Origin of the sequence: Clostridium sp. KNHs205, assembly GCF_000702945.1 — a bacterium.
Lineage (GTDB): Bacteria > Bacillota > Clostridia > Lachnospirales > Lachnospiraceae > Anaerocolumna.
This window is the reverse complement of the sequence record NZ_JNLE01000003.1, coordinates 4082183-4101748: the sequence shown is the minus strand read 5'-3', so window position 1 is coordinate 4101748 and position 19566 is coordinate 4082183. Positions and strand designations below refer to the sequence as shown.

At 38.3% G+C, this 19566-nt stretch carries 15 protein-coding genes; 14 read left to right on the top strand and 1 reads right to left on the bottom strand.

The features are described 5' to 3' along the window. The first annotated feature begins 43 nt into the window (after nucleotides 1–43). The 11 genes from BR73_RS0116930 (at nucleotide 44) to BR73_RS27540 (ending at nucleotide 14849) form a co-directional block, all read left to right on the top strand. Entirely contained in the window at nucleotides 44–1120 is a 1077-nt protein-coding gene (locus BR73_RS0116930; protein ID WP_033166502.1) for a saccharopine dehydrogenase NADP-binding domain-containing protein, read from the top strand. Between the two features lie 316 nt (nucleotides 1121–1436). Beyond that, the gene (locus tag BR73_RS0116925) at nucleotides 1437–1658 is read left to right on the top strand and encodes a hypothetical protein (RefSeq protein WP_242860695.1); all 222 of its coding nucleotides are present in this window, start codon (nucleotides 1437–1439) and stop codon (nucleotides 1656–1658) included. A gap of 18 nt (nucleotides 1659–1676) precedes the next feature. Further along, nucleotides 1677–2450 carry an InlB B-repeat-containing protein gene (locus BR73_RS0116920; RefSeq protein ID WP_033166501.1) on the top strand — a complete coding sequence of 258 codons (774 nt, stop codon included), beginning with the start codon at nucleotides 1677–1679 and terminating at the stop codon, nucleotides 2448–2450. 167 nt (nucleotides 2451–2617) lie between these two features. Further along, entirely contained in the window at nucleotides 2618–3598 is a 981-nt protein-coding gene (locus tag BR73_RS0116915; protein ID WP_033166500.1) for a YafY family protein, read from the top strand. Nucleotides 3599–3723: 125 nt separating this feature from the next. Further along, complete coding sequence (locus BR73_RS0116910; RefSeq protein WP_033166499.1) at nucleotides 3724–5088, top strand: MATE family efflux transporter; 1365 nt, start codon at nucleotides 3724–3726, stop codon at nucleotides 5086–5088. A gap of 108 nt (nucleotides 5089–5196) precedes the next feature. Then, nucleotides 5197–5874 (top strand): DUF5680 domain-containing protein, encoded by a 678-nt coding sequence (locus tag BR73_RS0116905; protein WP_033166498.1) that lies wholly within the window; start codon nucleotides 5197–5199, stop codon nucleotides 5872–5874. Nucleotides 5875–6130: 256 nt separating this feature from the next. Next, nucleotides 6131–7120, top strand: a complete 990-nt coding sequence (locus BR73_RS0116900) for a leucine-rich repeat domain-containing protein (RefSeq protein WP_033166497.1) — start codon at nucleotides 6131–6133, stop codon at nucleotides 7118–7120. A gap of 15 nt (nucleotides 7121–7135) precedes the next feature. Then, entirely contained in the window at nucleotides 7136–8446 is a 1311-nt protein-coding gene (locus tag BR73_RS0116895) for a VWA-like domain-containing protein (protein WP_033166496.1), read from the top strand. Between the two features lie 29 nt (nucleotides 8447–8475). Beyond that, nucleotides 8476–9975, top strand: a complete 1500-nt coding sequence (locus BR73_RS0116890; RefSeq protein WP_033167556.1) for an AAA family ATPase — start codon at nucleotides 8476–8478, stop codon at nucleotides 9973–9975. A 130-nt stretch (nucleotides 9976–10105) separates the two neighbouring features. Further along, nucleotides 10106–12808, top strand: coding sequence for an EAL domain-containing protein (locus BR73_RS0116885; RefSeq protein WP_051685268.1), 2703 nt, complete (start codon nucleotides 10106–10108; stop codon nucleotides 12806–12808). 175 nt (nucleotides 12809–12983) lie between these two features. Then, entirely contained in the window at nucleotides 12984–14849 is a 1866-nt protein-coding gene (locus tag BR73_RS27540; protein WP_051685267.1) for a helix-turn-helix domain-containing protein, read from the top strand. A gap of 675 nt (nucleotides 14850–15524) precedes the next feature. Here BR73_RS27540 and BR73_RS0116875 read toward each other — a convergent pair. Further along, a complete protein-coding gene (locus BR73_RS0116875; protein ID WP_033166495.1) occupies nucleotides 15525–16064 on the bottom strand; it encodes a glutathione peroxidase in 540 nt (179 codons plus the stop codon). A 231-nt stretch (nucleotides 16065–16295) separates the two neighbouring features. On the opposite strand from BR73_RS0116875, the gene BR73_RS0116870 reads away from it, so the two are divergent. The 3 genes from BR73_RS0116870 to rpsO all read left to right on the top strand — a co-directional run bounded on the left by BR73_RS0116870 (nucleotide 16296) and on the right by rpsO (nucleotide 19564). Next, nucleotides 16296–16973, top strand: a complete 678-nt coding sequence (locus BR73_RS0116870; RefSeq protein WP_033166494.1) for a Crp/Fnr family transcriptional regulator — start codon at nucleotides 16296–16298, stop codon at nucleotides 16971–16973. A gap of 130 nt (nucleotides 16974–17103) precedes the next feature. Next, the gene (locus BR73_RS0116865) at nucleotides 17104–18717 is read left to right on the top strand and encodes a SulP family inorganic anion transporter (protein WP_033166493.1); all 1614 of its coding nucleotides are present in this window, start codon (nucleotides 17104–17106) and stop codon (nucleotides 18715–18717) included. A gap of 580 nt (nucleotides 18718–19297) precedes the next feature. After that, nucleotides 19298–19564, top strand: a complete 267-nt coding sequence (gene rpsO, locus BR73_RS0116860; protein WP_033166492.1) for a 30S ribosomal protein S15 — start codon at nucleotides 19298–19300, stop codon at nucleotides 19562–19564. Nucleotides 19565–19566 lie beyond the last annotated feature (2 nt).

Here is a 19566-nt window from a genome sequence, read left to right as displayed (position 1 = left end):
ATTTTCAATCGAGCTATAACGTGTGATATGCAGGAGGTTAATATTGAAAGAAGACAACTTAAAGGATAAAATTATTGTAGTTGGCGGGTATGGACATGTGGGTCAGATCTTATGCAAAGAGTTGGGAGAGCTGTATCCGGGGAAAGTATATGCAGCAGGGAGAAGTTATAAGAAAGCAGAGGAATTTACCGGAAAGACAAATAATAAAGTGTTCCCGATGCAGCTTGATACAGAGTCAGCAGCAGGTATCAGTCAGATTGAAGAGGCAAAGGTAATAGTAATGTGTTTGGACCAAAAGAACACGGACTTTGTGCGCCTGTGTCTTAATCTGGGTATTCATTATGTGGATATAACAGCTAATGCAGACTTTCATAAAAAGATAGAGGAGCTAAGGGATATGGCTGTAGTAAATAAAGCGACAGCCTTACTTAGTGTAGGACTGACACCTGGAATCAGTAACCTCTTAGCAGCAAAAGCCTGTGAAGATATGGATGAATCGGATTCAGTGGATATCGCAGTAATGCTCGGTTTGGGGGACAAACATGGGAGAGCTGCCATTGAGTGGACAATAGATAATATGTATCATAATTTCTCAATAATGGAAAATGGAAAACGAACTGAGGTTAAAAGTTTTACAGAAGGCAAAGCTTTTGATTTTGGCGAAGGACTTGGCAGAAAGAAAGCCTATCGTTTTAATTTCTCCGATCAGCACAGTCTTTTAAACACCCTGAAAGTACCATTTATTAAAACGAGACTATGTTTTGATTCTGACTTGAGTACAAGGTTCTTTTTTATAATGAAAAGAACAGGTATATTTAAGCTTTTGAAATATAAAAGAATCTATAATGGTATGGTAAAGCTAATTTCAGGTTTTAAAATGGGCAGCGACAAATTTGCATTAAAAGTTGAAGCCAGTGGTAGAAAAGCAGGTAATAACATAAAAACAGAAGTATTTTTCAGTGGCAGGATAGAAGCAGATATGACCGCAAAGGCCGCTGCAGCTGTGACAAAAGAATTGTATACTTTTGATTACCCTTACGGAATATTTCATATTAATGAGCTTTTTACAATCGATATCTTACCAAAGCAGGTAAGGGACAAAATAATATTTAAGTCTTGAAGCAGTTAATGACATAAGAAATTCAGGTTTATTATTACAAGAAAAGCAGCTGATATAGTGAATAATAACCATAGGATTCCAGTCTCTTATTGAATATACTATTCTTATGCGCTGCACCATCTTCTTCCTTTATCTATCCCAGTACAATAAGCAGTTACTGATATTAAAGGAAGTTTACCTGGAGCAGTACTTGTTAACAGAGTTTCTTTGACTAATTCTGGAAAGTGCTATATAATAAGTGGGACAGGTTATTCATTCTTAGTAACTCTGATATTTATTACATTACACAGGAAATGAATGTGAGAAGGAGCATTAAATGGAAGCGGATAAGATGGAATTTGATGAAATACTTACGAAATTTGCAGAATCAGGGTGGGATGTTATTGAAGAACCCTCCAGAGCATGGCTTGAAGGTAAGGGAGACAAAGAAGAACTCATTGCTGCCATAATGCAGGCTGACAGTGAATGCGGCAGCTGCGGCTGTGAGTTCGACCCGCTTTACAAGAGGGCCTTGGTACTGGCACAGGAAATCAATTGATTTAATGGAGTTAAACAAATGACAAAGAAAAAAATAGTAACCTTGATGTTATCAGGAATACTCTTAGGAGTATTTCTGATAATAAGAAGCACTTGTGAAAATATAACAGTATCTGCAGCAGAGACAGTAAAGACTTATACCGTCTCATTAGATCCCCAGGGGGGGACTGTAAATGGTGAATCCCTGCCGGTAACTATTGGAAGTACCTATGGTACTTTACCTGTTCCGACAAAAACCAATTATGTATTTAAAGGCTGGTATACGTTTCCTTCAGCCGGAACCCTGGTTTATGCTGACAAAAAGGTCATAATTGCAAAAGATCATACCCTTTATGCCCATTGGAATGGAAAAGAATTCGAAATTACCCTGGACTTAAATGGTGGCGGTGACAGTAAAAAAGCAACTGTCCGGTACGGCTCCAAATATTTAAACCAGTTACCCGTTCCGGTTAGGAAAGAATATGAATTCACCGGCTGGTATACCGGCAAAAGCGGTGGGGATAAAATTACAGCTGCCTCTGTATATCAGGACAATAAACTTAAGAAGCTTTATGCTCAGTGGAAATTAAAAGTTCTAAAGGTTACTTTTGTAGGCTTTAACGGGGAGTCCTATGAGTTGGATGTTACCTGTACGAAAGCCTTTGGAACCTTACCTGTACCCAAAAGAGAGGGCTATACCTTCAAGGGATGGTTTACCTGGGCTGATTATTCTGATTCCACTGCAACTCCCATAAAGAGTACTACCATGGTCACGGAAAAGACTCCGCTGAAATTTTTTGCAAGGTGGTATTAGTAAAGCGAACCTATGTATTACAGGATGAATATTTAAGAATAGTTAATATGACATACAGATGTCAGGTATAGTGTGCTAATCTGGTATAAAAAAGGAGTAACACATGAATCTGCAACATATTGTAAAAGAAGCTTTCGAAGTAATCGGAAAAGAAGGAACTGTAACAGATGCAGATCAGCAGATTATTTGAAATCGTATATATACTTCTTGATAAAAAGTCCATAACAGCAGGAGAACTGGCAGAACGGTTTGAAGTATCGGTTCGTACGATTTATCGTGATATCGAAAGCTTATCCGTGGCAGGAATACCAATCTACGCAGAACGGGGGAAAAAGGGCGGAATCAGGCTGATGGATAATTATATCCTGAATAAATCCGTACTTTCTGAACAGGAGAAAAAAGAAATACTGGCAGCATTAAATGGGCTGGTACAGACAAGGGCAGCAGATTATTCGGCACTAAATAAACTGACCTCCTTTTTTGGTACACAAAGTGCTGATGAGAGTAACTGGGTTTCCATAGATTTCTCTGATTGGAGCGGTAAGAAGCAGGCATTTCTGGAACTCTTAAAGACAAGCATCCTGAATTGTCAGGTACTTACTTTTTCCTACTTTAATTCATCGGGAGTACAGTCTGAACGAACCGTTTATCCAATCCAGCTTTGGTTTAAGGCCAGAACCTGGTATCTGAAAGCCTTCTGTATGGATAAAAAAGCTTTTAGAACCTTTCGCTTAACGCGTATTAGAAATGCAAGGACAACCGGAGATACCTTTAAAAGAGAAGAGCTTTTAAGAGAAGTTCATTTAACGGCTACGCAGACTGAACAAAAAGATACTATTGCTACAGGCACTGCCGGTTATTCAGAAATAATACAGGGTGTCCCCGTTGAATTTAAACTCTGGGTCCAAAGAGAGATGGCTTACAGGATTTATGATGAATTTGAGGAAGAAGAGATTAGCGAACTGGAAAGCGGAGACTTTTTAATTCGGGGATATTATCCAATGGATAACTGGGTGTATGGTATAATATTGTCTTTTGGTGATAAAGCAAAGGTTATGAGTCCTGATTCACTCAGGGAAGAGATATCAGCTATGGGAAAAAGAATTATGGAGCAAAACCTTAAGAATCAGACAGTGGATAAAAGCTAAGAAGCCAATGGAGAAAGCTTAAGAAAGGTTTAAGGAAAAAGATTTGCTTTCCACCTCTTTGAGTGATACAATTTAGTCTGTATTTCACGAAATACAGTAAAGATTGACATATAGAGGATGAACAAATGAAGATCAAGAATGACTCAAGGGTGAGTATTACAGAGGGGGTTATATGGAAGCAGTTGCTGGCGTATTTCTTCCCTCTATTATTTGGAACTTTTTTTCAGCAGCTTTATAATACCATTGATGCAGTAGTAGTCGGGCGATATGTCGGAAAAGAAGCTCTCTCTGCCGTAGGCGGAGCTACCGGTGCCTTAATCAATGTACTAATAGGATTCTTTATCGGAATATCCTCAGGAGCTACGGTGATTATATCCCAGTATTATGGCGGGAAAAAGAAAGAAGAAGTAAGCAGGTCTGTCCATACAGCCATTGCATTGGCTGTTGTAGGTGGGCTTTTTATTATGGTTATTGGTCTGATTGCCTCTCCTTTGGCGCTTAAGCTCATGGGAACACCACCGGAGGTTTATAAGGATGCACTGATCTTTATACGTGTTTATTTTCTGGGTACGGTATTTAATATAGTATATAATATGGCAGCAGGAATCCTAAGAGCTATCGGCGATTCCAAAAGGCCTCTGTATTTTCTGATTGCAAGCTGCGGTGTTAATATAATACTTGATTTGATATTTGTTGTTCTTTTTCACTGGGGAGTTGCAGGAGCAGCGGCAGCTACCGTAATTGCTCAATTAGTTAGTGCAGTTCTTGTTTGCAAGGTACTTATGAAGACAGAGGAGTGCTACAAATTGTATCCTCTTCAAGTACATTTTCATAAAGACATCTTAAAAAGAATCATACATATAGGACTACCAACAGGAGCACAATCCTTAATGTATACCACCTCTAATCTATTCATACAGTCCAGTATGAATGCTTTTGGTTTAAATGTATTGGCCGCCTGGGCAGCTTATGGTAAGATAGATGGTATATTCTGGATGATCATGAACTCCTTTGGTGTTTCTGTAACTACTTTTGTCGGACAGAATTATGGAGCAGGCAAACAGGCAAGGGTCTCAAAGGGAATCCGTGTATGTTTGAGTTTTGCTATGATTTCAGCTGTATTCTTAAGTCTGATTTTAAGTATATTTGCGGCAGATATTATAGGGATATTTAATAATGATACAGAGGTCATAAAGGAAGGACTTTTAATATTGCATTTCCTGGTGCCAACTTATTGTACCTATGTACTGATAGAGATATTATCGGGAGCGTTAAGGGGAATGGGTCAATCGGTAATGCCTTTTATACTTACTCTTTTTGGTGTTTGCGTATTAAGGGTCATCTGGCTTCTGACAGCAGCTCCGGCATTTCATGATGTCAGGGCAGTAATCTTTTGCTATCCTCTGACCTGGACCTTTACCTCGATTTTATATATAATCTATTTCCTGTACTTTAAGAAAAAATACGGTTTTATCAATAACAACATATAAGCAACTATAAGTATGCAGAAATGTTAACTGCAGGTGGTGGTTCTGCAGGAATTGTTATGATATCCTTTTACTGTAAGAATCAAAAGGATCGGAGAGTTAAAGAAAACCATGAATTTTCAGGAAAAACTTATATTACTAAGAAAGAAATTTAAAATGTCCCAGGAAGACCTGGCTGAAAAGGTGGAACTGTCAAGGCAGGCAATTGCAAAATGGGAGACAGGAAAATCCCTGCCGGATATCAACAACTTAATAGCTTTGAGCAGAATATTCGGTATATCAATAGATAGTATGATCAAATCCGAAGAAGGTGACTGTACCATTCTCTTCGACAAAGAAGATATCCTTGAAAGTGATAAAATGCTAGATTTTCTGTTACGGGCGAAAAAAGCAGCTTATGCCGGTTATGGACCGGAAGGTTCACCTTCAAGGCCATCGTCTCATGATATCGTTTATGAAGAAGGCAAGTATTATTATTATGATACTTATCTTGGCGGAGAAAAATTCGCAGGTGAAGAAGGAGTCTGGATTAGTAATAACCCTGTATGGGCAATGAACTATTCGGGCAGGGTTCTTAGTCAGGAGTTTTCAGGAGATTTTCTGAAGAGGGCTTTATCGCACCCTTCAAAGGAGTTGCCTTACAGAGGACCCCTGCTGTTTACCGAGGAGGAGTATACTTATCATTCCGCAAATATAGGTGATATAAACTGGTTTCAGGGAACAGAGGAAATCTTCTATCAAGGAATCAAGGTGTATGAATGTGTTTTTCATGGTGGTGCCATACGCTAGATAAGTGGGAGCAGTCTGTTACAGTAAATATAGTGTATACGAAAAGGTGGTGCCTGAGCGGGAGCGTTTGATGAATCAGGGTTTACTGACTGGAATTGAATAGGGAGAGTTGCTTTGGCCCCAACGGTGAAAATCGGTGGGGTTTTCTTTTGCTTCTGGTTTTCATATGAATTTTTTTGGGAATTCACGGTTTTCTAAACGAATAATTTGGGGTATAATATTCATCTGAATAGCGATATTAAAGGGGTAGTGATTGATGAATCAGGAAATAGAAGGTTCACTTAGCATAAAATATAAACTATATGATGAAAAAGCAGTAGTTCTCTCCTGTACCGGAACAGAAAGGTATGTAAGAATTCCTGAGGACATAAATGGCAAGCCGATTGTTAGCATTGGTCCATACAGTTTTTCTTCACCTGAAGATAATATCAGGAAATTGAATGAGCAAGAAATTTATGAGTATGAAATAGAGGGGATGGATACCCCTTTAAGCGTAAAAGAGACTATTAAAGGAAAGAAGCTTCAAGTAATCTATCTGCCAGGGCATTTAGAACGGATAGGAGAATATGCTTTCTATAACTGCACAGAACTTGAACATATAAATCTGGGGGAAGGGGGTATTGATTTCGGAAACGGTGCTTTTATGAATTGTGACAGTCTAAAGGAACTGACCTTTCGAACAAAATGTGATTCCCCAACAGGGCTGGCTGGGTTTTTGAGGGAGATACAAAGCGAGCTGACCGTTACTTTTGAGGGAAAAGATGAGAAAGCAGTATTTATCTTTCCGGAATACTATGAAGAATCTGTAGAGAACACGCCTGCACGAGTTTTTCACTATCAGATACATGGTGCCGGATATCGTTACCGGCAATGCCTTGAGAATGGAATTCTGAATATATCTCAATATGATATGTTGTTTCAGGCACCAGAAATACAAAACGAAAGCAGAACCGCATTATCTATTGCCTTGTGCCGCCTGAACTATCCGGCAGGTTTGTCAGAACATTATAAACAGCTGTATATTAAGTACCTGCGATTACATAAGGAGGATACTATCATCAGGTATCTTGAGGAAAACAATACAAAAGGTCTTTCTTCTCTGAAACTGGAAGACATACTAACCAGGGATATGATGGATTTTGCCTTAAAAGCCTCTATCCGTCTGAAGCAGCCGGAATGTACTGCCGTTTTATTGAGTTTAGGCGAAGAAAGCAGAAAAGCGGCTGATCATAAATTTGATTTGTAAAAAGGAGAAAAAGGCATGGGTATAGAGGAAAAGAAAGAAACTTCCGGTGTTCAGATTTTATCTTCTGCCAGAACAGAATTAACAGTATATATGCGGTATTTGGATCTTGCTCTAAGTGCCCTTAGGTTTGAGGCGAAAGAGGAAATACGGCTGGTGGGTACGGATGGTATTTCCCTGTATTATGAACCCTCCCTTCTGCAGGAGGTATACCAAAAAGGACGAATATGGGTTAACCGCATATATCTCCATCAGATACTGCATTGTATCTACAAACATCCCTTTAGACCCTATGGCAGCAATAAGAGGCTGTGGGATATCAGCTGTGATATCGCGATGGAATATATGATCGACAGCTTTCGTTATTATTGTGTAAGAATGGCAGGGAGCAGATACCGCAGGCAATTCTATGAGAATCTGAAAGCAAAGCTTAAGCTGCCTACTGCACAGGCAATATACAATCTCCTGGAAAAGACTGAAATGTCAGATAGGGAGTATCAGCAGCTGGAATATGAATTTCGTATAGATGATCATTCCTTCTGGCAGGAAAATGAAGAAACCCAGGTTCCGATGCCTGGTACACCGGAGAAGAAATGGGAAGATATCAATGAGAAGTTACAAACGAATCTGGAAACCCAGGCGCAGGATATGGCAGAGGACGTGGAAGGTTTTCTGGAGCAGCTTCAGGTGGAGAATCGTAAGAAATATGATTATAGGGATTTTCTGCGAAAATTTTCTGTGATGAAAGAAGAATCGGTGGTAGATACGGATTCCTTTGACTTAAGCTTTTATACTTATGGATTAAGCTTATATGGTAATCTGCCTTTGATTGAATATCAGGAAACCAGAGAAAGCAGGAAAATCGAAGAATTCGTAATAGCGGTGGACACCTCAATGTCCTGTTCCGGAGAATTGGTGCAGGAGTTTCTGATGCAGACCTATAAGGTATTAAAGGAGACAGAGAGTTTCTTTCGTAAGACCAGCATACATATATTACAATGTGATGAGACCATACAATCCGATGTGCTGATCAGCAATCAGGAGCAGTTAATCGGTTATATGGAACATCTTGAATTAAAAGGCGGCGGAGGTACGGACTTTAGACCGGTTTTTGCCTATGTTGAGAAATTGATTGAAGAAAAAGCCTTTAAGCATCTGAAAGGATTGTTATATTTTACTGACGGTAAAGGCATATATCCCAGAAAAAAACCACCTTATGCTACAGCTTTCGTATTTTTATCAGAGAATTATGAGGATACAGAAGTCCCTTCCTGGGCAATGAAACTGATTTTGGAGCCGGAAGACTTAAAAGGGAAGCAGGAAATGTAAGTGTGCCAAAGCACACAGATTGGAGTTATATGAATATCAAACGCGCAAAAGAAGAGATTATAAATACAGTTAAAGCCTATTTAAGCTGTGATGAAAATGGAAATTATAAAATAGCAGCCATGAGACAACGTCCAATTTTACTTATGGGACCTCCAGGTATAGGAAAAACACAGATTATGGAGCAGGTGGCAAGGGAATGTAATATTGCACTGGTTGCTTATACCATTACCCATCATACCAGGCAGAGTGCAGTTGGACTGCCCTTTATAGAAAAAAAGGAGTATGGCGGTAAGAATTATACAGTGACTGATTATTCCATGAGTGAGATCATAGCCTCCGTATATGAAAAACAGGAGAAAACCGGACTGTCCCAGGGAATCCTATTTATTGATGAAATCAACTGTGTATCTGAAACACTGGCACCAACCATGCTGCAATTCCTTCAATATAAAACCTTTGGTAATCAGAAGGTACCTGAGGGCTGGATAATTATAGCAGCTGGTAATCCTCCGGAGTATAACAAATCAGTAAGGGAATTTGACTCCGTAACCTTGGACAGAGTACGTAAAATAGAGATTGATCCGGATTTTGAGGTGTGGAAAGAATATGCTTATAAACAGGCAATTCATCCTGCAGTCATTCATTATCTGGATATACGCAGAGAGAATTTCTATCGATTTGAAACCACCCCCGATGGTGTATTCTTTTCAACTGCCAGAGGCTGGGAGGATTTATCCGAAATGTTAGTGGTTCTTGAAGAGCTTTCAATTCCCGTTGATGCAGAATTTGTTTATGAGTATATACAGCATGATAGAATTGCGAAAGATTTCTCCAATTACTATGAATTATATAATAAATACCGTAAGGATTATAAGATAGAAGAGATTCTACAGGGGAAATATTCCGATCATCTTCTTCATGGGTTGAAAATTGCACCATTTGATGAAAGATTGAATATGGTTGGATTGCTGCTTGGCAGACTTGGGCGTTCTTTCTTAGAGGCTGTAAGAACAGAAAGTTATATGGAAACCTTATTTGAGTCTTTAAAGGAATACCTGGAATTATTAACGTTAGACGGACAGAATCCCATAATACAGCTTAAGACACTCATTGAAAGCGAAGAGGAGAACTTACGCCATAGAAAAGAAGAAGGCCTCATTAACCGCAATGATGAAATTGTAATAAGAAAAAAACTTCATAGGCTTAAACAATACCTTGAAAATCTAAGAGGAAGGGACATCAATGCACAAACAGCCGGGGAGGTAGTCAAGGAGCTCTTTGCGGCAGATAAGGACAACAGAAATGCAGGTATCAAAAAGACCGGCAGTGAGCTTGAGAATACATTTATCTTCCTTGAAACGGCTTTTGGTGAAGGACAGGAGCTGGCTATTTTTGTAACAGAGCTTTCAGTGAATTATTACAGTGCCAGGTTTATAGCGGAGCATGGTTCAGATAAATATTATACTTACAATAAAAGTTTGTTGTTTGGAGAAAGACAGGAAGAAATTACAAGAAGTATGGAAAAATAAGCAAATGTGACATTTCTTCTAGGATATATTTACTAATTTGTCGATGTATGGTATTATGAAAAAAATCAGCACCAGATAAATACAGTATTAATTGTCTGGTATCGGCATTAGGATAGTAGGAGGAAAGCCTATGGACATATCAGAGAAATATAACCGAGCAATTCTTGAAAATATGATAAGTGGTTATGCGCTTCACAGTATCGTTACCGATGAAGACGGCAACCCGGTTGATTACAAATTCATTGATGTTAACAAAGCCTTTGAGGAATATACGGGCCTCAGTAAAGCGCAGGTAATCGGACGTACAATTCGGGAAGTAGAGCCCAGTATAAACGAAGATACAATGAATTGGATCGAGTTTTATGGTAAGGTAGCGCTTACAGGTGAGTCAGACAGCGTAGAGGATTATTCCAGGGCTTTTAACAGGTGGTACAGAGTAAATGCCTACTGTCCGGAGATTGGTTATTTTGCTGTGATTTTCATAGATATTACGGAACTAAAGCTGCAAGCTGACGCTCTGAGTGAAAAAAATAAAACCCTTACCCTGCTTGGTGCGGAAATTAAGACCAATGAGCAGCGGCTTAACAAAGCCCAGAAAATTGCCGGAGTCGGGAACTGGGAACTGGATCTTAAAGATTATACCTTGTGGGCGTCAGAGGAAGCATTCAGCATGTATGGTCTTGATCGGACGACTCCCTATATTCCTTTCCAGGTCGCAAAGAAAATTCCGCTTCCGGAGTACCGGGTAATTCTTGATGATGCGTTACAAAAGCTGCTGGAGGCCGATACTCCATATGATCTCATCTATGAAATAGAAACAAAAGAGAAGGAGAAGAGGTTCATCCATTCTCTTGCGGAAACAGAGAAAGATTCAGAGGGCAGACCCACTAAAGTGCTAGGGGTGATGCAGGATGTTACAAAGGATATTTTACGCGAGAAAGAGCTTAACAAGAAAAATGAAGAATTATCTTCACTTTATGAAGAAATACTGGCTTCCGAGGAGGAATTAAAACAGCAGAATGAGGTCCTGTTTCTAAAAAACGAGGAGATTACTGCCCTCTATGAAGAAGTGACAGCTCAGGAGGAAGAATTAAAGCATAATTACAACCAGTTGATTGAGAGCATGGAAAAGCTTAAGAAAAGTGAAGCAATCAACAGTCTGGTGCTTGAGGCTTCTGCAGAAGGTATATGGCACCTTGATGTAGCAAAAGATGAATATATGATATCACACAGATTTTTAGATGTATTAGGATATACGTCCAAAGATATCAAAAGTATTACTGACCTTCTGGATTTGATTCATCCGGAAGATAAAGACCGTGTAACCAGTTTTATGAAAGAACATTCCAATGGAATACTAGATAAGTTTGAGTCAGACTACCGGATTCGTTGCAAGGATGGTACTTATAAATGGGTAAAATCAACAGGTAAAATACTTTTTGACTGCAGCGGAGAACCTTATTTAATGGCAGGTTCTTTTCAGGATCTGACGAAATTGAAAGAGCAGCAGCTGGAGCTGGAGCATCTAGCCTATCACGATATATTAACGGATCTTCCTAACAGAAGCCTTTTTTTGCAGGAGCTTGAAAAAGCGCTGGCTGAGGCTGTGCAGAAGGATAAGATGCTCGCTGTAATTTTTATTGACCTGGATAATTTTAAGGATGTAAATGATACCTTTGGGCATAGTACGGGGGATAATCTGTTGCAATCTCTTGCAAGTCGATTAAAGGATTACATCAGAAAGCAGGATATCTTAACAAGGCTTGGCGGTGATGAATTTGCACTGATGATTACCGATATTAACAGTGAGGCGGAGGTTTTTGATTTCTGCCAGCGCATAAAGGATAAAATACTGGAGCCATTTTTATTTAATGGATATCGCTTTAATATCAGTCCCAGTATGGGAATAGCCATGTATCGCGGTAATGAGACCAATGGCGAAGAACTGCTTAAGAATGCAGATACTGCCATGTATCGGTCTAAAAACATTGGTAAGAATACCATACAGATGTTTCAGGATTATATGAGAACGGATATGCTTCACAGGATAACGGTTGAGAGTCATCTGCGCTCAGCTTTAAAAGATAATAAATTTACACTTCATTATCAGCCCCAGGTGTGTTTGCAGACCGGTCGGATAAGAGCCTTTGAAGCTTTGGTACGTTGGACGGATGAAGAGCTTGGAATAATCTCTCCTATGGAATTTATACCGGTTGCGGAAAGTGCAGGGCTAATAGTTCCCTTAGGTCAGTGGATTCTTGCAGAAGCATGCAAAGAAGCTCAGAGAATTAACAGTGAGGGTGAGAATATCCTCATTTCTGTTAATATTTCAGCAGTACAATTAAGGCAGCTGGATTTTGTAGAGCTTGTAAAAAGAATATTGCTTGAAACCGGATTAAGAGCAGAACTTTTGGAATTGGAAGTCACAGAAACTACCTTGATCAGCTCTTTTGAAACGACCATTGAAATGTTTGAAGAACTTAGAAAAATGGGAGTTAAGATATCACTGGATGATTTCGGTACGGGATATTCCTCCTTAAGCTACCTGAAAAAGCTCCCTATTGATACTTTAAAGATTGATCAGAGTTTTATAAAGGATCTGGACAAGGAATGTATTGAAAAAGAAATAACGGAATCCATAGTCTCCTTGGTACATAAATTAAACATCGAGGTTATTGCAGAAGGAGTGGAAACCGGTAAACAATTGGCTTATCTGATGCAATGCAAATGTGATAATATTCAGGGATATCTAATTAGTAAACCGGTACCGGCCCAGCATGCGAAAGATATTGTAGGCAGGAATTATAAAGCATATATGGGAGTTCATGTATAAGGAAAATGCAGCACATATGGGACCGCTGTCAGAATTAAATTGAAACATGAAAAAATCCTCCCATATTTTAATAATGTTATACCGCAATTATACCTACTGTTTTCGGGGATTAACAATAGGCAGATACCTGGTTTAGTATTGTAGTTTTATGTCAATGGAAAAAGGAAGTGTGAGTTTGAAGCAGAACAGCATAGGGCGGTTTATACATATATTACGTACGAGAAACAATATTTCGCAAGGCAGGCTAAGCAAAGGTTTATGCTCCATTGCGACATTATCCAGGATAGAATTGGGCGAGCGGATACCTGATAAATTTCTGATGGATGCATTGTTTCAAAGATTGGGGAAGTCTCCCGATAAATTTGAAGTGTTATTGGCAGAAAAAGATTATTTTCTCTATGAGCAGAGAAAAGAAATTGAAAAAGCGTTGTTTTATAAAGATTATGCTCTTGCGGAAAAATTACTTTTGGAATACCAGGATAAGAAGGAATGTAAAGGAAATCTGCATGAGCAGTTTGTATTAAAAGTAAGCGGAATATTAGACTATGAAGATAGAAATGACATTGATCAGGCTCTGGAAAAATTCCTGTCAGCACTAAAATGTACCCTTCCGAATTGGAAATACGGTGAGCTCAGAGGGCAGCTGTTAAGTCTTGAAGAAATTGATCTGTTTCTTCTGATTTCCATGTCATATGCAAAAAAGAATAAGACCTATGATGTTATAGTCAGGTTAAAAGAACTGATAGAATATATAGACAATGGTTATACCGATGAAGAAGAAAAAGTCAAAGTGTATCCCAAAGCAGCATATCTTCTGGTAAAGTTTTATATTAAGAGGGGAAATTATCTTTCAGCTGAGGATTTATGCGAGAAAGCAATTGATATCTTAACTTCAAACGGCGTAATCGTTGGTTTGGCGGACTTACTTCTATTATATGTAGAAATTCTCAATAAGAACGGCAAGGATGTAAAGGAAAAGAAAATAAGCCTGCAGTTGGCCTCCTTGTTAAAAGTCTATGATGAATATGATATAAAATTATTATTCCTATCCGATACCGCCATTATTGTTAAGAACATACAAAATGATATCTATCTAATGGGAGAATTAATAAAAGCTAACCGGGTTAAGGTAAAAATCAGCCAGGAGAATTTAAGCAGTGACATATGTGCAGCGGAATCCTTATCCAGAATAGAATCCGGCAAAAGAGCCCCCAGGAATAAGAATTATGAAGCGATTGCAGAACGGCTTGGTATCGAAAAGGATATTTATAACAGTACCATTGAGGCGGAGACCTATGATATTTTAGAGACGAAAAGAGATATTGACAGACTACTGTTTGGCCATCAGATTGAAAATGCATGGGCATCTTATATGAGACTTAAGAAGCTCCTGACGGCAAAAACCAACGAAAATAAGCAGTATCTTTCTTATTTGGAGGGGATTCTTCATTATCAGGCAAAGAAGATAGGTATTAAAACTGCACTTAATAAAATGGAGAAAGCTCTGGGCTATACGCTAAAAAACTATAAAGATAAAGCTGTATACAACTGCATACTCTCCAGGCAGGAAGCATTTATACTTAATCAGATTGCAATCCTCACCTTTGATACGGGGCAGAAGAAGCAGGCAATCGATATTCTGCTGTCAGTTTCGCAAAGTTATGAAAATAGTAAGATTGATCTGAAATATCATTCTGTCCAATACCTGTTAATCCTACAGAATCTGTCCATGTATCTGGAAGAAGACGACCAGTTGGAGGAGGCAATCCAAATATGTGACAAAGCAATAAAACTGGCCTTAAAATGTGCAAAAGGAAATTTTCTGTCCAGATTTATTACAAACAAAGCCTTTACTTTGGAAAGAATAGACATGGAGAACCAGACAGAGTTGTATGAAAAAACCTGCCGATTATATTATCAGCAGGCTTATTCATTGAGTGAGCTAATGAAAGACCCCTCTACCCATAGCATTGTAGGAGAATACTATAAGCTAAAGTATAATGAACCGGCAGATTCTCATTTAGAAACTACCGATTACTAGCATGGTTTACGAATCAAAGTTTTTGATTGTCTCTAGGAATAAATGATTTTATTAATAATTCTTAAGAAATTTTATAAGTTAATGTTACAGGAATAAGGGATAAGATAACATGACGTTATTGGAGAATTATCTGTAAATTTCTGTTTCATTTCGAAATATTACAGTATTTTCAACATTATTTCGTAAAATATAATCTAGTTAGAAAAAATATACAGGCTGATTTATGTTATATGCTTGATTTCATATGTTAAAATGCCTTATATTCCAGACTTTTTACTATTGGAAAAGAAAAAACTTATTACCAACTTATTTAATCAGAATTGTATGCATTTCTTGTTTTATTTAGAAAATTAAAAATGGGTATTATTTATGGTCTTATAGTTCAGAAATATCAAGTAAAAAAAGAAAGAATACTTACATTATTATTGCAGGATTGAAGAGTATCCCAGGCAAGGCTGGTAGTATTTCACACTTCTTGTCCTGGCAGCCACAAGGAAACTGTGGCAGGCAGTAGTGTTATGTAAATTCTTGAAAAGTATAAACCCTGGCTTATGACAGTGCCGCATCTGCAAGCAGATGCGGCATATAGAGGCAGGACAGCTATATTATAATTTATAGTTTAGAGATTCATTTAAACAGGCTTCGAGTAATATAGATGTCAGGCTGCCCACTAGGTTATTCACTAAGCAGCTGTATTATATCTGCTTCGATTTCTTCAGGAGCTACGGCAGGTGAATAGCGATTAAATACCATACCTTCTTTATCAAGGAGGAATTTTCCAAAATTCCATTTAATATCTGCGGCTTGTAGATCTGGGGTATATTTGCTTACTCTTTCTTCAAAAGCTTTAGAGGTATCGTTACCTTTATCAATTGGTGCTTCATTTTTTAACCAGGCATACAAAGGATGAGTGTTTTCACCGTTTACATCAATTTTAGCAAAACGGGGGAAGGTTGTTCCATAATTTAGCTGACAAAAGGAGTCTATTTCTTCATCTGTGCCGGGGGCTTGCTCTTTGAATTGATTACTGGGAAAATCAAGGATTTCAAAACCCTGTTTATGATATTTTTCATAAACTGCTTCAAGGGCTGTATATTGAGGTGTCAACCCGCATTGGGTAGCTGTGTTTACCACCAGCAATACTTTTCCTTTATATTGCTGTAGGTCAATTGCATTACCTTTCTTATCTTTCACATTAAAATCATAAAATTCCATAGTTAATCATCCTTTCATATTGGTTTGAATCAATTGCATTGTATACAATATATTATACCTTCAAGGTATACTTGCTGTCAATAGATTACTGTAATATAATATTATATATAGAATTGCATAAGATAACTTCGAAGTAAAGTATTATCAATAATGTTTAATAAAAGCATAATAAATAAAGTAGGATAGAAAGGCCGGATATTTGCTGACAGGCAGCGGCCGGTTAGGAGAAGGATGCACGAAGCAGTTAAACACTGCAGATTATTTGCAGGAATAGAAGAGAATGAATTAAACGAGCTTTTGATCTGCTGTAAAGCCAAAATATGCAGTTATCAGAAAAATGATTTTATTTTTTATCAGAAAGACAAACCGGAATATATTCACCTGTTGCTGGAGGGAGAAATATCCGTATGCCAGGATTCACCCTCCGGCAGAAGAAGCTTGGTAGCTGCCTTTAGTGATCCGGGAGATTTATTTGGAGAGGTGTATGCATTTTTGGACAAACAGGAATATGATTACTATTCTCTGGCAGCGACACCTGCAAAAGTATTATGGATGCCAAAAACCTTTCTTTATAAGAACTGCAGCAGTAATTGCGGTTTTCATACGATACTTACCCATAATATGCTGACAATCCTTGCGCAAAAGGCATATTTTCTTAATCAGAAACTGCAGTTTCTCTCAGGGGAAACCTTGCGCCATAAGATAGCTGCCTTTCTCCTGAAGCAAAACAAAGGGGATAATAAAATAAAATTGTCCATGAACCGAGAAGAAATGGCAGACTTTTTAGGTGTCACCAGACCTTCCTTATCAAGAGAATTCATGAAGATGAAGCAAGAGGGCCTAATTGATATAAAAGGGGATATGGTTACAATACTGCAAGAGGAGGAACTTGAAAACCTCTTTGGATAGCTCTTAAATATTAAATAAACATAAAATTAATAAAAAACCTCTAAAAAATTTATGTTTTACCTCTGGAAATTTAATATGGTTGTGATATACTATTCTACATTTGAAACTTACATAAAGGAAGAATACACATATGCGGCTACCATTATTTACAGAATTAGAACATGAGTTTAAAGAGTACAATTTTACAAAGTTTAGTAAGGACCTTATGGCTGGACTTACAGTAACAGCAGTTGCGTTGCCTCTTGCACTTGCCTTTGGCGTCTCCAGTGGAGCCGATGCAGCATCAGGTCTTATAACAGCCATAGTGGCAGGGCTAATCATCAGCTTTTTTTCCGGTGGCTTTTATCAGATTTCCGGGCCTACCGGAGCTATGGCAGCAATCTTAATGTCCATAATAGCTCAATATAAGATGCAGGGAGTATTTGTTGCAACTTTAATTGCAGGAATACTATTGTTGATTGCAGGAATATTACATTTGGGAAGGATTACTTCCTTTATTCCGGCACCGGTTATTACAGGCTTCACCTCTGGAATTGCTATTATAATTGCTTTGGGTCAGGTTGATAACTTCTTTGGAGTATATTCTCAGGGAACTACGGCCTTGGGTAAAGTCTTCAGCTATACGAAACTTGGTTTTTCACCTGACACTGCAACCTTATGTACAGGACTTTTTGTAATCCTTTTAATGGTCTTTTACCCAAAGAAGTGGAATAATATAGTTCCCGGGTCTCTCCTGGGTATCATTCTTGCCACCGGTGGAAGTCTTCTTCTGAACCTGGATATCAAAACGGTGGGAGAAATACCTCAGACACTTTTACCTGCCGAAAGGTTACATTTTGCAGGGATAACCTGGGAGCATATTGAAGGAGTATTTTCACCGGCTGTCAGTATTGCCATGTTATGTATGATTGAAAGTCTTCTTTGCGGCGCATCTGCCGGCAGAATGGCTGGAAAAGCCATGAACAGTGATCAGGAGCTTATTGCTCAAGGAATCGGGAATATAATTCTTCCCTTCTTCGGAGGAATACCTGCAACAGCAGCGATTGCCAGGACAAGCGTTGCCATAAAATCCGGAGCACAGACAAGGCTTACAGGTATCATCCATGCCATAGGCCTGCTCATAGCCATGTTCGTTTTAAGCCCTGTTATGTCTAAAATTCCTCTGGCAGCGTTAGCCGGAGTTCTGATTGTTACAGCCTTTAAAATGAATGAATGGTCTGCAATCAAATACATGTTTAAACATAAAATGAAAGGACCAGTACTAAAATATCTTATTACCATGATAGCAACTGTTGCGTTGGATCTTACTACAGCAATCCTGATTGGTGTTTTATTAGGTCTCTTTTTGTTTGTTATAAGAAGTGCGGCGATTCAGATAGCAGTAGAGGAGGTCGATCCTCTTAGAATCGGCAAAGAAGGGACTGATGTTAAAAGTTGGTGTGTTGTCTATGTAACCGGTCCTATGTTCTTTATGACGGCTGATTCCATTAAGAAAAAGCTGGAGGGTTTAAGTAATAGAGAAGTTGTTATACTATCATTAAGAGGTGTACCAATGGCTGATATTACTTCCGTAGGTATAATTATGGATTTTTGTAAAGAGGCGAAAGAAAATGGGAAATCGGTCTTGTTTTCATCAGTTCAGCCTTCTGTAATGAAAATTTTTGAGCAATCCGGACTTGTTGAGGCAGCTGGTGAAGAAGCATTTTACTTTAGCGTTGACAAGGTGTTATTAGAACTGCTCTAGAAATCAGAACCTTTAGGGTAGTACTTTAGAAATGAGCTCCCATATGCAGCAAAATTAAAATGAATAAAATGGAGTTAAAATGAATGCTACGGAGATGAAGTGTATGCTACGGAGATGAAGTGAATGCTATGGAGTTGAAGTGTATGCTACGTAGTTGAAGTGAATGCTATGGAGTTGAAGTGAATGCTACGGAGATGAAGTGAATGCAACGGAGTTGAAGTGAATGCTACGGAGATGAAGTGAATGCTACGGAGTTGAAATGAATGCAACGGTATTGAAATGAATGCAACGGTGTTGAAATGAATGCTACAGAGTTAAAATGAATGTACGGAATTAGATTTTATGAAATGCAACGGATGAAGATTATTAAAGGTAACGGCTTTAAATTAAGGAATATAACAGATTCAAATAGATATAACAGATTCAAATAAATAAAACAGATTCAAATAATAAATTGATTTACAAATGGTACAGACTGTGTTACAATAATATGCGTACGTTTATAACCGGTACCAGGATTTGGGACACTCCGACCTATATCTTAGTGCCAGGCGTTGAAAATATTAAGGAGGATTTATCCATGATTAGCAAAGAGAAAAAACAGGAAATTATTACAGCTTACGGAAGAACACCTGAGGATACAGGTTCACCTGAAGTTCAGATCGCACTTTTAACAGCAAGGATCACTGAGTTAACAGAGCATTTAAAAGTGAACCAGAAAGATCATCATTCAAGAAGAGGTCTTCTGAAAATGGTTGGTCAGAGAAGGGGTCTTCTTGCATACTTAAAGAAGACAGATATCGAAGGCTATCGTAAATTAATTGAACGTTTAGGTTTAAGAAAATAATA

What these genes read in the sequence shown, in the direction of transcription:
- BR73_RS0116885 (WP_051685268.1), top strand. Translation starts at nt 10,106, where the DNA reads ATGGACATATCAGAGAAATATAACCGAGCAATTCTTGAAAATATGATA.
- BR73_RS0116925 (WP_242860695.1), top strand. Translation starts at nt 1,437, where the DNA reads ATGGAAGCGGATAAGATGGAATTTGATGAAATACTTACGAAATTTGCA.
- BR73_RS0116895 (WP_033166496.1), top strand. Translation starts at nt 7,136, where the DNA reads ATGGGTATAGAGGAAAAGAAAGAAACTTCCGGTGTTCAGATTTTATCT.
- BR73_RS0116890 (WP_033167556.1), top strand. Translation starts at nt 8,476, where the DNA reads ATGAATATCAAACGCGCAAAAGAAGAGATTATAAATACAGTTAAAGCC.
- BR73_RS0116915 (WP_033166500.1), top strand. Translation starts at nt 2,618, where the DNA reads ATGCAGATCAGCAGATTATTTGAAATCGTATATATACTTCTTGATAAA.
- rpsO (WP_033166492.1), top strand. Translation starts at nt 19,298, where the DNA reads ATGATTAGCAAAGAGAAAAAACAGGAAATTATTACAGCTTACGGAAGA.
- BR73_RS0116900 (WP_033166497.1), top strand. Translation starts at nt 6,131, where the DNA reads ATGAATCAGGAAATAGAAGGTTCACTTAGCATAAAATATAAACTATAT.
- BR73_RS0116920 (WP_033166501.1), top strand. Translation starts at nt 1,677, where the DNA reads ATGACAAAGAAAAAAATAGTAACCTTGATGTTATCAGGAATACTCTTA.
- BR73_RS0116875 (WP_033166495.1), bottom strand. Translation starts at nt 16,064, where the DNA reads ATGGAATTTTATGATTTTAATGTGAAAGATAAGAAAGGTAATGCAATT.
- BR73_RS0116865 (WP_033166493.1), top strand. Translation starts at nt 17,104, where the DNA reads ATGCGGCTACCATTATTTACAGAATTAGAACATGAGTTTAAAGAGTAC.
- BR73_RS0116870 (WP_033166494.1), top strand. Translation starts at nt 16,296, where the DNA reads ATGCACGAAGCAGTTAAACACTGCAGATTATTTGCAGGAATAGAAGAG.
- BR73_RS0116905 (WP_033166498.1), top strand. Translation starts at nt 5,197, where the DNA reads ATGAATTTTCAGGAAAAACTTATATTACTAAGAAAGAAATTTAAAATG.
- BR73_RS0116910 (WP_033166499.1), top strand. Translation starts at nt 3,724, where the DNA reads ATGAAGATCAAGAATGACTCAAGGGTGAGTATTACAGAGGGGGTTATA.